The sequence below is a fragment of the Novosphingobium flavum genome, from assembly GCF_014230315.1.
Lineage (GTDB): Bacteria > Pseudomonadota > Alphaproteobacteria > Sphingomonadales > Sphingomonadaceae > Novosphingobium > Novosphingobium flavum.
In genome coordinates this window covers 142,960-156,762 of record NZ_JACLAW010000011.1, presented here as the reverse complement: position 1 = coordinate 156,762, position 13,803 = coordinate 142,960, and the positions used below count along the sequence as shown (strand labels likewise).

Here is a 13,803-nt window from a genome sequence, read left to right as displayed (position 1 = left end):
GGGCGCGGCGGGGCGACCGGGGCGGGACGGGGCGCAGGCTCGGCCGCCTTTTCGCGCGGCGGCGCGGCCGGGCGGGGCGGGGCTTCGGCGCGCACCGGCTTGGGGGCCGGGGCGGCGGGCGCTTCGCCCTTTTCATTGGCCTTGACCGGGGAGGGGCGGGCCTTCAGCCCGAGGCGGTGCGCCTTGCCGATGACCGCGTTGCGGCTGACGCCGCCGAGCTCATCCGCGATCTGGCTGGCGGTGGCGCCGCCTTCCCACATCTTGGTCAGCTTTTCGATGCGTTCGTCGGTCCAGCTCATACGTCCAATGTTCTTCCCGCTGTCACGCCCGCCCGCGGATGCGGCGGCGCTTGCCATGAGGCCGTGGTGCCGATAGTCGCCACCGGATGGCCGATCAACCCCAGCTTGCCGTTAACGCCGCGCCGGACAATGCCGGCGGGCGCCACCTAGAATTCCCGGCGCAAGGCGTGCCGGTGATCCACCGGATCAACCGGCTGGGGCTGTGGACGCTCTATATCAAGGAAGTGCGCCGCTTTTTCAAGGTCCAGACCCAGACGATCTGGGCCCCGGCGGTGACCACGCTGCTTTATCTGATGATTTTTACCGTGGCGCTGGGCGGCGGCAACCGGCTGGTGCTGGGCGTGCCTTTCGCCGCCTTCGTCTCGCCCGGGCTGATCGCCATGGGAATCATGAACGGCGCTTTCGCCAATTCGAGCTTCTATTTTCTTTCGGGCAAGATCCAGGGGACGATCGTCGACTACCTCATGCCGCCGCTCTCCGAGCTGGAACTGATGATCGCGCTGATCGGCGCGGCGATCACCCGCGGCGTACTGGTCGGGCTGGCACTGACCGGGGCGATCCTGCTCTGGCCGGGGACGAACCTGGGCATGGCGCACGGCTGGGCGATCGCCTGGTTCGGGCTGATGGGCGCGGCCTTGCTTGCCCTGGTCGGGCTGATTTCGTCGATGTGGGCGGTAAAGTTCGACCATAACGCGGCCGTCACGAACTTCGTCATCACCCCGCTCACCATGCTGTCCGGCACGTTCTACGTGATCGACAACCTGGCGCCGGTGTTCCAGTCGATCAGCCGGCTCAACCCGTTCTTCTACGTGATCTCGGGCTTCCGCTTCGGCTTTCTGGGCGAGAGCGACATCGGCGATACCAACATGGCCGTGCTGCACGGCGCCATCGCGCTGGGCCTGCTCAACCTCGTGCTGGGCGGCGTGACCTACGCCCTGCTCAAGCGTGGCTGGAAGCTGAAGAGCTGAAACCGGGCTGGCCGGGACGGTTCTAGTGAGTCAGGCCGCGGCGCAGGCGATAGCGGCCGGCCTTGAAGTCGTCGAACAACTGGCTGACCGAGGGATGCTCGACCGGACCGCTTTCGCCGTCGGCGAGCAGGTTCTGCTGGCTGACATAGGCGATGTAGCTGTTCTCCCCGTTCTCGGCGAGGAGGTGGTAATAGGGCTGGTTGCGTTCGGGGCGCAATTCGGCCGGGATCGCCTCGTACCATTCCTCGCTGTTGGCGAAGACGGGATCGATATCGAAGACGACGCCGCGAAAATCGTATTCCCGGTGGCGCACGATATCGCCGATGGCGAAGCGCGCGTTGACACGGCGCGGGGCTTCGACCAGGCGCCCCGCCTGGGGTGAGAAGAAGCTGGCGCGTTCGATCGGGTCCATATGTGCAATATAGGCGCCCGCTGCCCTGCGGCAAGGCGCGGCGGCCCGGCTTCCCCGCCTTTTTGCAGGCGATGTGCAATGGGGGCTTGGCAAGCCTCGCTGCATCGGCTACCGGCGCGCTTCCTTCGACCGGATGGCCCTCGCGGGTCACTCAAGGACGCTTCGCGGAGAGGTGGCAGAGAGGTCGAATGCGCCGCACTCGAAATGCGGTGTACGGGCAACCGTACCGTGGGTTCGAATCCCACCCTCTCCGCCACGCAGTCTGTCTCTGACGACTGACCTCGCCCACTTGGCCTCAAATCCCCGCAATTCCGCGCGCCTTGGCGGTGCATTCCGTACCGGGAGAATCCCGGTTGCCAGCAAATCTGGCAATTTTGGCCGGTCGTTCTCTGCGGCCTTGGCCCGCAGTACCGTTTGGCAAAATTGCCCATGATGGCCCCCTCAGACCGGCCGTGTTCCGGGGCACGGCGCACGCCCCGGATTCCCAGCAAACGTTCGATCTACTGGGAATTTTTCCCCCGCACTGGGAATCCGGCGCCCACCCGGCGCTCCCACAGCGTTGGTTTTGGGGGCTTTCCGGGCAAATTCCCAGCAGACGCTTGCTGGGAATTTGCTGGGTGCTGCTGGGAATCCGGCGCCAGCGGTATCGCAGGTCTGGGAAGTCACTGCTGGGCCCTCCCAAGGCATGGAGGCAATTTTCGTTTTCTCGGGCTGAAGGCCCTGCTATAAGGCGGGCACCAGGCAGCACCTGAGCGCCTGCAAACTTGCCGTGGCAAGTTTGCGCATAGCTCCAGGGGCATTCTGCCACCGGCCGCATCCGCGTCTGGTGTCGCATAATGTCACCTTCGGAGCTTCATCATGCAAACGCCCCAGATCCGTCGCCGCGAGCGCATCAGCCCGGCTGCGATCACGCCCGCTGCCACCAGCGCGCAGCCCGACAACAAGCCCCATAGCGAGACGCGGCCTTCGCTCGCGCCGGTGCGCACGCGCTGGCGGCCGGGCAGTGCTGTGTCTCCTCCCATCACCGATGCGGTCCCGTCGCCTGCCGATGAGCCGGTGATCGTTGTGCAGGTCCCGGCTCCCACCTGCCGCCCACGCCGCGAGCGCTACACTGCCACTCCGGTGGTCCCGGCCGGCAGCGAGGTGCTGCCGCTCACCAATCGCCCCGATGAGAGTCTCGCGGTCGAGGTCACCTACCGCACGATCGAAGAGGTGAAACCGCCCAGGCGCCAGCTGCGGACCCACAGCCCCAAGCAGGTCGAACAGATCATATCCTCGATCCGGCGCTTGGGGTTCATCAACCCGATCATCGTCGATGCCGAGGGCACCATCATCTGCGGGGTCGGGCGCTATCTCGCCGCGCGTGAGATGGGGCTCAGCCGCCTGCCGACAATCATGGTCGACCACCTCAGCGAGGCCGAACGCAGGGCCTATGCCATTGCTGACAACAAGCTGGTCCTGAACGACACCTGGGACGAAAAGCTGCTCGCGGTCGAGATCAGGGAACTGATGGTCGAGGACATCGACCTGCCGATCGAGCTGACCCAGTTCGACATGATCGAGATCGACGCCCTGCTGCACGAGAAGGCACAGAACGACGATGCCCCGCCCGAGCCCGACGATGGCCCCCCGATCAGCCGGCTGGGCGATCTGTTCGATCTGGGTGGCCACCGGCTGCTGTGCGGGGATTCGCGCGAGGAGGAGAGCTACCAGATCCTGCTCGGCGAAGAACGGGCGCGCTGCGTATATTCAGATAATCCATATAATATCAAGATCTTGGGCAATGTCAGCGGGCTCGGCAAGGTCAAGCATTCCGACTTCGTGATGGCCTCGGGCGAGATGTCGCGCGAGGAGTTCACCGCCTTCCTGACCTCGGTCTTCACGCTGTGCGCGCGCTACAGCGTCGATGGGGCGATTCAATTCCAATGGATGGATCACAGGCACATGCGGGAGATGCTTGACGCCGGGGATGCGGCCTACGGCGAACTGAAGACGCTTGTCGTATGGGACAAGCAGGTGCCGGGGATGGGGTCCTTCTATCGCAACCAGTTTGAACTGGTGTTCGTCTACAAGGTTGGCAAGGCCCCGCACCGCAACAACTTCGGGCTTGGCCAGTGGGGGCGCAACCGCAGCTCGATCTGGTCTTATCCCGGCGCTAACGCCATGCGCCGCGGCCGCCTCAACGATCTGGCGCTGCATCCAACCGTCAAAAATTTACCGATGACGATAGACGCCATCCGCGACGTGACCCACCGCGGGGAGATTGTGCTCGATCCCTTCTCGGGCGCGGCCACCACCATCCTGGCGTGCGAGAAGTCGGGGCGGATCGGCCGGGCCATCGAACTTGATCCCAAGTATGTGGATGTCGGAATAATGCGGTGGCAGAAGGCGACTGGCAAGCAGGCCGTGCATGTGGCGACCGGCCTGACCTTCACCGAACTCGCGCTCGCCCGCATGGCCGGGAGCGACGAGGATGGCGGCGACCTGCCCGATGAGAAGGACAAAGAGGCCAGCGGCGATGACGACGCCGTCAGCCTGGACGATCCCGACGACGAGGACCCCGACGAGTGATCCCGGCGGCCGCGCTCTCCGCCAGCGGGAGCGCGGTCGGTTCGTCTGTGTCCCGTTTCTTCCATCTTCCTGTCAGGACGTTGTGCCATGACCCAGAAGTCCGCCTCTTCCGATCAACCCGTCCGGCCGCCGGTGCGCCAGCGGGTCCGTCCCGTCCCTTCGGCCCCGGCGACCGAGCCCCGCCAGACGCCCCGCCAGCCCGTGCCCCCGAAAGGGAGCGGACAGACGCCTGCCGCATCGGGCAATGCCGCCAGCGATGAGGCAGTCGGCTACTGCAACCCGCCGAGGCACAGCCGGTTCAAGCCCGGCTTCGACGCGCGCCGTCCCCGGGGGCGCAAGCCGGGCTCGAAAAACAAGGCGAGTGCCATCGTCGCGATGATGGAGAGCCCGACCGTGCTGCGCACGCCCGAGGGCGGGATCAAGACCGTCTCGACCGCCGAGGCCCTGGCCCGCAAGCTGCGCGAGCTGGGTCTGACCGGCCAGTTGCCGGCGATCGCCAAGGCGTTCGAACTCTACCACAAGGCCTTGCCCCCGGCCGCGGTGGAGCCGGGTGCCTCGGGTGGGCCTTCGGTGCAGAGTCCTGACGAGATCTCGGCCGCCGACCAGGCCATCCTCGCCGCGTTCGAGGCGGAGATTGCGGCCCGCATCAGCAAGGGAGAAAAGAAGTGAGCGCGGCGCTGAAGCTCCGCGCCGATGCGCTGTGCCGCGCGCGCATGTTCCCGTTCCTGATGCGGGCCTTTGCGTTCATGCATCCCGATGAACCACCGCTCGAAGCGGCCTGGTACCTCAAGGCGATGTGCCACTGGCTCGAACGCGCCGATGCGGGCGAGCTGCCGCGCTCCATGATCTGGATCCAGCCGAGAACGCTCAAGTCGTTCACCGTGGCGATCGCCTTCCCTTGCTGGTTGCTCGGCCGTAACCCCGGAGCGAGGATCATGGTGGCGACCTATGGTGAGGCGCTCAGCGCCGAGCACGCCGAGGCCCGGCGCCGCATCATGCTGAGCCCGTGGTACCAGGCGCTGTTCCCCGGAACCCGCCTTGCGCCGAGCGGCAACAGCGGTGGCAAGCTCACTACGACCCGCGGCGGGGCGGTGCGGGCGGTCTCGGTCGGCGGGCCGGTAACCGGGCGCGGGGCCGATGTCATCATTCTCGATGACTGCATGAAGGCTGACGCGCGGACCAGCGAGCCGGCGCGCAACGAGGTCAAGACCTGGTTCTCGACCACGCTGACCTCACGGCTCAACGACAAGCGCGCCGGGGTCATTCTCTCGATCCAGCAGCGGATCTGCGAGGATGACCTGCCGGCCCTGCTCGCGGAGAAGGACTATGTCTGCCTCAACCTGCCGGCGCGGGCCGAGTGCGATCTGGAGGTCGGGATCGGGCCCGGCCTCGTCCATCGCTGGAAGCGCGGCGAACTGCTCGATCCGGTTCGCTTCCCGGCCGAGGTCCTCGAGCAGGAGCGGCTTAACCTCGGTCCCCAGGACTACGCCGCCCAGTATTTGCAGAACCCGGTGGCGCCGGGCGGAAACCTGCTCAGGATGGAGCAACTGCGCCGGTTCGGACAGCCAATCGAACGCTGCCGGTTTGACCGGGTGATCCAGAGCTGGGATCCCGCGGCCACGGCCCTTCCGACCAGCGATTTCTCGGTCTGCACGACCTGGGGCATGGTCGCGGGGCGGTACTTCCTGCTCGATATCCTGCGCTCGCGTCTCGAGTACCCCGAGCTCAAGCGCGCTGTGATCGCGCAGCGGGCCAGGTGGCGGGCCGATCACGTCATCATCGAACATTCGAGTAACGGTCTGGCCCTGGTCCAGCAACTCGCGGCCGAGGGACCGTTCCGTCCGGTCGCCTGGCCGCCGCCGGGTATCAAGCAACTCGACAAGGCCGAGCGGCTGCTGGCCCAGACCGGGCAGATCGAGGAAGGCAGGGTCTGGCTCCCGGCCAGCCTCGACGGGCTCGACACCTTTCTGTCCGAGCTGCGGGCCTTTCCCAACGGGAAGTATGACGACCAGGTCGACAGCATGACCCAGATGCTCGAGTGGTCGTTCTGGCACTGGCGCACCCTGCTGGAACAGCGCAACGCCAAGGGACGGCTCAAGGACAAGGTCCGGGGGCCGCGGCCGCCGCTGCCGGAACTCCCCGACTGGATCGTGTGAGCGCTGCGCCGATCGCTGCGGTCAGGGTGGTCATTCGGCGCCGGCTCGTTCGGCGGCAGTCCAGCGGCCGAACGAGAACGAGGCGAGGGCGGTGTCGGGCAGGGGTTCGAGCTGGTACGAGGTGATCCCGTCGCCGGGATAGGTGCGGAACTCGGCCCGGCGGAACCGGGTTGCCAGCGCCTCCACATGAACCTTCTCCATCACCGCCTTGATGTTGCGGTTGGCCGCGAACAGGTAGCCGGTGAAGCGCAGGGTCGCGTTGCCCGGGCCGGTGGCCTCGACCGTGATGTCGTTCTCCCACAGCTTCCCGGAAAGGGCCTTGGCGTGGATCACACGCAGGCGCGGAAAGGCCTTGGCCTGCAGTGCGGCGGTCTCGCGGCGCCAGGCTTCGCGGTGGGCCTGCACCGCGGCGTCTTCGGCGAACCTGTTGCCTTCGGTGTAGAGATCGCCATCGGTTCCTATCGCCTGAACCGAGACCTGCCAGGTCGTCTCAGGCTGGTCCTCGTGATAGATCATCCCGGTCTCCCTGCTCTCCTCCAGCGCGGCGTCGAGTGCCTCGATATAGGACCTTACGGCCTTCTCCCTCGCGGCACGCCCGGCGAGGATGGCGGCCATTTGCCCGCTGGTGGGCTGCGCCAATGGCGCCGGGCTTGGCCCGGAGGTCGGGGCCGCCGGTCCCGCCACCACCCTGGTCTTGGCCGGGTGCATCCCCGCAGGCAGATTTGCCGCGACGATAAGGAGCAGCCCGGCCCAGCCGAACCCGGCAGCCCGCGCCGCCGGGCTGTGGCCCTTGCGCAGCAGGAACCAGATGAAGATGCCGGGCAGCAGGGCGATGCCGGCGAGCAGGGCCGGGCTGACCTTGCGCGGCGGTACGTCGGGCGAGCCGGGCACGGGGCCCCCGGCCGGGATAGCGGATGCGCGGGGTGCGGCGGCGTCGGGCTGGGTCATGGGTGAGCCTTCCGTGTCGACGATCAGTAACGACACGAACGCTTCGCGGCCGCCGCAAGTCAAGTGCAAATGACACTGATCGTCTGTAGATCAATCGGCGACAGCGGGCTCTCTATCCGCGGGTGGAGATCTGTGTTCGCCTTGGCCGCAATGTCCGGCGCCTGCGGGAAGCGCAGGGCTGGAGCCAGGAAGACTATGCCGACCGCGCCGGCATCCACCGCACCTATGTCAGCGACATCGAGCGCGGGCGGCGTAACCCCACGATCACTGTGGTCGAGAAGCTCGCCGTTCCGTTTGCGGTGCCGGCCGGAGACCTGCTCGCCTGAGGTGAACCCCGAGAAAGCTGCGTCTGGACTTCACGGCGGTGTCACGGCACGCCGTGCCTCATGGACGAACGCGTTGATCAGGCCGGGATCTTGCTGGCGATCGTGGCCGGTATCCTCGAGGATGCCAGTGCGCTTGCGGCCAGTGCCGACACGGTGAGGGATCCCGCCGGCCTCGATGCGATCCAGCGGGCGTTGGTCGATGCCGGGACGCTGATGGCGGCGGTGCGGGTGCTGGTCAGGGATGCGGCGTTAGCGGCGTAATTCAGGTGCCGGGATAAAGGACCGCGAATGGCCGGTCATCGCTGGCCATGTCCGTCATCGCCTGCTCGATGTTTTTGGCAAGGCGCTGCAGGGCGGCGCGCGCGCCGGCCGGGTTCCGCGTGCAGATCGCGTCGATGATCGCGAGCCAGTAAGGCAGCGATACCCGAGCTCTTCCCGGCCGGTAGGTCTGCCGGAACCGGTGCCGGGCATTGCGGGCGCGCAAGCGGTTCAGTTCGTCGGTGGCAACCGGAAGGTCGGCAATGGCAGTATAGAGCTGAAATACGGCCCCGGTGCATTCCGCGTATCCGACGGCATCGCCGCCCTCGGCCCGTTGCTTGAGGTCTTGGGCCAACTGGCGCATGCGTTCGACGTCCGTGTCGGTGATCCGTTCGGCAGCTCGGCTGACGCAGAGGCTTTCGATGGCCATGCGCACCTCGAGGAGCTGCAGCGCTTCCGCCAGTTCGACGACCCGCACGCGTGCTCCCTTGTTGGGAACGAGCTCGACCAGACCGTCCCGATCAAGTTCCCTGAGGGCAGCTCGGACCGTGCCGCGGCTCGCGTGAAGCAGTTCGCACAGTTCGATCTCCACCAGCCGCTGCCCGGGCACGAGGTCGCCGCGCACGATCCTTTCGGTGACAGCCTTCACGACGTCATCCTGGCCGACCGGCTTTTGTCTGTTCTGCGTCAATGTCGCGGTGCTCACACAAGGTCCCGGTTGAAGATCGTGGAAGGGGGATCCCTTGGGCCAACCTACGTCGCCGGGTAGGCCGATGGAACAGAAATTAATCGGATTGTCCAAAAATTCGAGACAATCCGTTGAGGTGGTGATCGCTTTTTTCGGCGGTCAGAGTTTGGCTTGCCTGGGCCGGGATGCCCAACCAGATTCATGTGGGCGAGGGCTTCGACCAACGCGTTGGAAGCGCGGAGGCTGTCTGCGATGATTTTGCGCGTCCACCATATTGTCAGTCGATATTCTGCGGGGCAGGAATGTCGGCGGTCATGCCAAGTGCCCGAAGAGGCGCGTGGCACCTGGTATGGCTTTGGATCGGGTTGTTGGGCGAGTTGGTCGCCGAAGCCAGTGCCATACGCTACCGCGTTGAAGGCAGCGGCGCCGGGCGGGCCCGGCGTCGCAGCGGGTCAGCCGTTGAGCCGGTCCTTCACCGCCTTGGCCGGGCTGAAGGCGAGCTTGCGCGAAGCCGCGATTTGCATGGGCTCGCCCGTCGCGGGGTTGCGCCCCTCGCGCGCTGCGCTTTCCTTGACCTTGAACTTGCCAAAGGAATTCAGGGAGATTTCTTCGCCCTTGGCGGCTGCCTCGGTGATCACGGCAAACACCGCGTCCACGACCTTGCGGGCGTCGGCCTTGGTGAGGCCAGCGGCAGAAGCAACGGTGTCGGCGAGATCGGACGTGTTCATGTGCGTGGTGCTCCAGTAATTGCGCGGCCTGACTAAGGCGCCGTACCGGCAGCGTCCAGCGGGATGCGGCGGAGATCCACGAGACTGTTCGGTCGGACCGTGGTTATCCCCTCCGTCAGACCGGATCTGCGACCAGGTCCACGGTGCGGCGCAGCTGGGCGCTGTCCAGGCCGGCCTGTATCACGGTCATAACCTGGATTGCATCCTCGGCCGGCACCGGATTGGCGCCTTCGCCATGGATCGCGGCGACCAGCTGGCGCCAGAACAGGCCATAGTCGCCATTGCGATTGGCGATATATTCTGGCTTATCAGAATTTTGGCCCGAGGTCAGGCGGCCGTGGTCCGGATCGTGACCCCAGACCGCGCCGCCAGGAATGGCACCACCCACGATGGCAGGCTCCTGCGGATCGATCCCATGCTTGAGCCAGGTCCCCGTTGTGCCGTGAACCGCGAAACGCAGCCGGTGATCGGCGGCGAGCTTGCTCGAATGAAGCGTTACCCGCATCGCCTCATAGTGGAGGATGACCTCGAACCAGTCCGGTGCCGGTGCCCCGTCGCGCAGGACCGCCAGGTCCGCGGTCACCGCAGTGGGCATTCCGAACAGGACCAGCGCCTGGTCAACCAGATGGGGGCCGAGATCGAGCCACGAGCCGCCGGCCCGCGCCTCCTTCCAGGTGGCACCCGGTTCGGGACGCCAACGGTCGAACCGGCTCTCGAAATGGACAATTCGTCCTAACCGCCCGCTGGCGATCAGGTCCTGCAGCGTGAGGAAGTCGGCATCCCAGCGGCGGTTGTGATGGATGGTAAGCATCTTCCCGCTGCGTTCCGCCGCCTCGACCACCCGCCGCGCGTCGGCGAGGCTGGTCGCAAACGGCTTGTCGACCACCACGTGCTTGCCGGCGGCCAGCGCCGCCAGGGCATGCCCGGCATGGAGCTCATCCGGACTGGCGACGACAACCAGATCGATATCGGGCCGCGTGAGGAGCTCATCGACGTGCGGCACGACCGCGACCTCGGGATGATCGTGGTGGACCTTGGCTGGATCACGGGACACCACTGCGCGCAGGCGCATGCCCGCGGTGCGCGTGATGAAGGCTGCGTGGAATACCTTGCCGCCGAGGCCGTAGCCGATCAGTCCTACCCCGATCTCTTGCATGGAATCCTTCGTCAAGTCTTCAATCGCGCGAGGCCCGCCCCAAACCACCCCAATTCTGACTGTCGCATTCGGAGACGCGTCCAACAAGGGTGCGGCGCTGTCGCATTCATGCAATCGCCACCGCTATGTTCAATCCTATACAGCCGCCGCGAACCGAAGGGCTCAGGGCACCTGGTGCCACGAGTTCCTTTTCTTCAAGGTGGCGAGGCAGCGCATGGCGCGGCCGTTGCCGCCCATTTTTGCCAACGCGGCGGTGGTTTCCTCGTGCTTTTGCGCTGCAATGTTGGGCTGTCTGGAAAGGCCGGTTCTGAACTGGGCAAGGCCGAAGCTACCCCTCGTTCACTGCTCGATCTAGAGCAATGGAACGGCGGCTAGGTCGGACGATCCGGAGCATCAGGTTGCGGCCCTGATGAGGATAACGCCGATCTCTTGAGCCAGCTCGAGACGATCGCAGTCCCTGACCGGCCCAAGCTCAGCGTTACCAAGAAGATGCCGGGCATTGGTGGGGCGGCCCGGTTCGTGCCGCGCGACTTCAAGAAGCTATCGCTCGGCCAGCAGCAATCGGTGCTGCTCGCGCTGATGATGACCAGCGAGAGCCGTGCGCCGCTCATCGTCCATCAGCCCGAAGCGGTATTCGATTGGCCCGGCTCGGGTAAGCTCGGGTCGTGCTGCGGCTTAACCGTAACGGCCAGCTCGGTCCGCGACGTCACATCGCGCTGGATGATCAGGGGACTCTGGGCAGTGGCCAGGCTGGCGATCGAGCGCCTCGTGCGATCGATCGGGTCGGTATAGACGGAGAGGGTCCACGCAGCGGCAGAGGTGGCAATGAGCGTGAGCATGGCCGCACCTAAACGGAAAGGGCCGCTCCTTTCGAAGCGGCCCCCTGACCGACCCTCTTTTTCGCTGGCTGCCGCTGGACGCTCGCCTTTCGGCACTGGTCGCTGGGTTTGCGCGGGTGGGAGAGAGATCCCCAATTGCGGTCGAGCAATATGTCGCATCGAATCGACCGCGGGTCAAGCCCGCGCCGTTCGCTACGGGCAGAATACGGTCGGGTAAGCCCGGCATCACCTTGGCCTCGCGCCGGACAAGGTTCGCCGGATTTAGCCACCTTTCTCTCAGATTGTTAAGGTGAGCCGCCGCAGCACCAATCGCGTCGGTGGCGAGATTGGAAGCTCTCGCCAAAGCACACACGCACGTCTACAGCCGCTCTCGATCGTCCATTTCTGTTCCGGCCAAGCTTCGAAAATGCGCGTCTGAGTGAAGACCCGCGGCATCACCGGTAGGTTGGCATTCTTCCGAATTGAGTTGGTGGCGACAAAGCCGGCGCGGCGCGTCGCGGCTGAATGTCTGAAAAGTTGGGCGGTCCGGAATGACTGCTTACAGCCGTGAAAACGGGATAGCTGACATACAAATCCGTCAGCGTCGATTTCCGGGGACGACCCAAGCCGGTCACTCAGATCAGTTGCCGTGAACGTCGGCTTCAGACAGTAGCGGCCGATGGAACGGCGCGAAGCAGACTGTCCACAAGGTGCCCGACGCTCGTGCCCTTCCACAAAACCCTGCCTGCACCTATATCGTGGGCTAGTTAAATTGGGGGTATGCGTGACTGATTTTTCTCTGCCGGGTCCGGCAGAATCGACCCTTTATCTCACAGTCGATTCAGCCCATCCACTTTTCATCGTCGGTCGCAACGGGACGGGCAAGTCTGCTCTCATGCACCGCCTCCGGCAGAAGCCCGAATTAAATACCATCTACCTGCCCGGGAGCAGGACAGCCCTGTTCGACGGTGAAAGCCTATCACTTACACCCAAGAGCCGAAGGGATCTCGCGGACAATCTGCCAGCATGGGACAATTCAGCAAAAGCGCGGTGGAAGAACTTTTCCGGCAATCAACGAAACGAAAAGGCGATCCACGACCTGACGGCGGCTGAACATCAATATATCAACGATTGCGCAAAGACGATCGCGAGGAATTCGGATTCCTCCGAAACGGCTGGCGCGATTGCGAAACTTCAATCGAAAGAGTCCCCGCTCGACAGGGTCAACCAGGTCCTCCAACAGGCAAACATACCCGTTCAGATGCTCATCGCCGACAACGAGCTCAAGGCGACGTCGGGCGATAACATATTCAGTTATGCGCGCATGTCCGATGGAGAGCGCATTGCGCTCATCCTAATCGCGGAGGTGATCGCGGCAAAGCCGGGCGTGGTTTTCCTAATCGACGAGCCGGAATTGCACCTTCATCGCTCAATCGTCGTCCCACTGATCGCGACGCTCATCAAGTCGCGTCTCGACTGCGAGTTCGTTATCAGTACCCACGAGCTGGATCTACCAACGTCCTTCGCAAAGTCGCGCGTGTGCATTGTGCGCTCGGTTGCCTGGCAAACCAGCGGGGAGGTGAAGCATTGGGACTTCGACGTAGTTGAACAGACGGACCGCCTTCCCGAGGGGCTCGTCACCGATATCCTCGGTTCACGGCGTCGCGTTCTTTTCACCGAAGGTGCCGCCACCAGCCTCGATACCCCGATGTACTCAGTTCTGTTTCCGAAGGCCTCGATTAGGCCCAAAGGCAGCTGCAAGGATGTGCAGCATGCAGTAATCGGTATCCAATCGACAACCGGCCTGCATCACACCGAAGCCTTTGGCCTAATCGACAATGACGGCATGACCGAGCAGGCCATCATCGATTTCCAAGCGGGGAGCATCTATCCTCTCCCGTTCTTCTCGGTGGAGTCGCTTTACTATGACGCGGATGTCTTGGCAGCGGTCGTCAAGAGGCAGGCCGCCACGTACGAGTCGGATGAGGAGAAGCAAGCCGATCTGATGGCGGGCTTTCTTGCCGATATTGTTGTTGAGGGAATCGGCGCAGCTGCCAAGCAAGGGACGGCAGAGCATTTGGCTGGGCGGCTCGCCGAGCGGCGAGTGCGAGACGCACTTCTGGCCCAGATGCCGAAGCGAGACGAACTCGTCGCGGCGGCTTCGTCGACCATCCAGATCAGCGGACAATCCGCCTATCCGGCAGAACTCGTGCGTTTCCAGACAATGCTAGCCGAGCAGGACATCTATGGCATCATAGCGCGCTACCCCGTCCGACATTCGGGCATCCTCGGCGCCATAGCGAAGGCGCTCAAGTTCCAAGGTCGTGCCGACTATGAGGCGGCGGCTGTCGCCCGAGTGACTTCGGATGAGGCGTTGCGCAAAGTGCTGCTCCTGAAGCTTGCTCCTTTGTCGACCATCATCAACGCATAGACGCCGCCGACTGGACCCTGACCTGAAGGCGCGATTAGCGGTAG

13 protein-coding genes, 1 tRNA gene and 1 pseudogene are annotated in these 13,803 nt (G+C 64.7%); 9 read left to right on the top strand and 6 right to left on the bottom strand.

The window, feature by feature from the left end; genetic code table 11:
- The coding region (locus tag H7F51_RS14675) for a GcrA family cell cycle regulator (RefSeq protein ID WP_221774163.1) at positions 1-299 on the bottom strand (299 nt) is incomplete at its 3' end.
- Positions 300-385: 86 nt separating this feature from the next.
- Between H7F51_RS14675 and H7F51_RS14670 the strand changes: the two genes are divergently transcribed.
- Positions 386-1,267 (top strand): ABC transporter permease, encoded by an 882-nt coding sequence (locus tag H7F51_RS14670; protein ID WP_185665049.1) that lies wholly within the window; start codon positions 386-388, stop codon positions 1,265-1,267.
- Positions 1,268-1,289: 22 nt separating this feature from the next.
- Here H7F51_RS14670 and hspQ read toward each other — a convergent pair whose 3' ends face one another.
- Positions 1,290-1,670 (bottom strand): heat shock protein HspQ, encoded by a 381-nt coding sequence (gene hspQ / locus H7F51_RS14665; RefSeq protein ID WP_185665065.1) that lies wholly within the window; start codon positions 1,668-1,670, stop codon positions 1,290-1,292.
- A 175-nt stretch (positions 1,671-1,845) separates the two neighbouring features.
- On the opposite strand from hspQ, the gene H7F51_RS14660 reads away from it, so the two are divergent.
- The 4 genes from H7F51_RS14660 to terL all read left to right on the top strand — a co-directional run bounded on the left by H7F51_RS14660 (position 1,846) and on the right by terL (position 6,406).
- Positions 1,846-1,935 (top strand) — tRNA-Ser (locus tag H7F51_RS14660).
- Between the two features lie 602 nt (positions 1,936-2,537).
- Positions 2,538-4,250 (top strand): site-specific DNA-methyltransferase, encoded by a 1,713-nt coding sequence (locus H7F51_RS14655; protein WP_185665048.1) that lies wholly within the window; start codon positions 2,538-2,540, stop codon positions 4,248-4,250.
- An 87-nt stretch (positions 4,251-4,337) separates the two neighbouring features.
- A complete protein-coding gene (locus tag H7F51_RS14650; protein WP_185665047.1) occupies positions 4,338-4,919 on the top strand; it encodes a DUF5681 domain-containing protein in 582 nt (193 codons plus the stop codon).
- On the top strand, positions 4,916-6,406 hold the full coding sequence (terL, locus tag H7F51_RS18925; protein ID WP_185665046.1) for a phage terminase large subunit: 1,491 nt from the start codon (positions 4,916-4,918) through the stop codon (positions 6,404-6,406). The genes H7F51_RS14650 and terL overlap by 4 nt, the downstream gene beginning before the upstream one ends.
- A 30-nt stretch (positions 6,407-6,436) precedes the next feature.
- Here the strand turns inward: terL and H7F51_RS14640 are convergent, their stop codons facing one another.
- Complete coding sequence (locus tag H7F51_RS14640) at positions 6,437-7,354, bottom strand: hypothetical protein (protein ID WP_185665045.1); 918 nt, start codon at positions 7,352-7,354, stop codon at positions 6,437-6,439.
- Positions 7,355-7,476: 122 nt separating this feature from the next.
- On the opposite strand from H7F51_RS14640, the gene H7F51_RS14635 reads away from it, so the two are divergent.
- Both H7F51_RS14635 and H7F51_RS14630 read left to right on the top strand, forming a co-directional pair.
- On the top strand, positions 7,477-7,680 hold the full coding sequence (locus H7F51_RS14635) for a helix-turn-helix domain-containing protein (RefSeq protein ID WP_185665044.1): 204 nt from the start codon (positions 7,477-7,479) through the stop codon (positions 7,678-7,680).
- 60 nt (positions 7,681-7,740) lie between these two features.
- Positions 7,741-7,941, top strand: a complete 201-nt coding sequence (locus H7F51_RS14630) for a hypothetical protein (RefSeq protein ID WP_185665043.1) — start codon at positions 7,741-7,743, stop codon at positions 7,939-7,941.
- A gap of 1 nt (position 7,942) precedes the next feature.
- Here the strand turns inward: H7F51_RS14630 and H7F51_RS14625 are convergent, their stop codons facing one another.
- The 3 genes from H7F51_RS14625 to H7F51_RS14615 form a co-directional block, all read right to left on the bottom strand.
- A complete protein-coding gene (locus H7F51_RS14625; RefSeq protein WP_185665042.1) occupies positions 7,943-8,644 on the bottom strand; it encodes an FCD domain-containing protein in 702 nt (233 codons plus the stop codon).
- A gap of 434 nt (positions 8,645-9,078) precedes the next feature.
- Positions 9,079-9,354, bottom strand: coding sequence for an HU family DNA-binding protein (locus H7F51_RS14620; protein ID WP_185665041.1), 276 nt, complete (start codon positions 9,352-9,354; stop codon positions 9,079-9,081).
- Between the two features lie 115 nt (positions 9,355-9,469).
- A complete protein-coding gene (locus H7F51_RS14615) occupies positions 9,470-10,510 on the bottom strand; it encodes an oxidoreductase (protein WP_185665040.1) in 1,041 nt (346 codons plus the stop codon).
- Between the two features lie 423 nt (positions 10,511-10,933).
- Here H7F51_RS14615 and H7F51_RS18920 point away from each other — a divergent pair.
- Together H7F51_RS18920 and H7F51_RS14605 are read left to right on the top strand one after the other, a co-directional pair.
- Positions 10,934-11,149: pseudogene (locus tag H7F51_RS18920) on the top strand (hypothetical protein); the annotation flags it as partial.
- A gap of 963 nt (positions 11,150-12,112) precedes the next feature.
- The gene (locus tag H7F51_RS14605) at positions 12,113-13,759 is read left to right on the top strand and encodes an AAA family ATPase (protein ID WP_185665039.1); all 1,647 of its coding nucleotides are present in this window, start codon (positions 12,113-12,115) and stop codon (positions 13,757-13,759) included.
- Positions 13,760-13,803 lie beyond the last annotated feature (44 nt).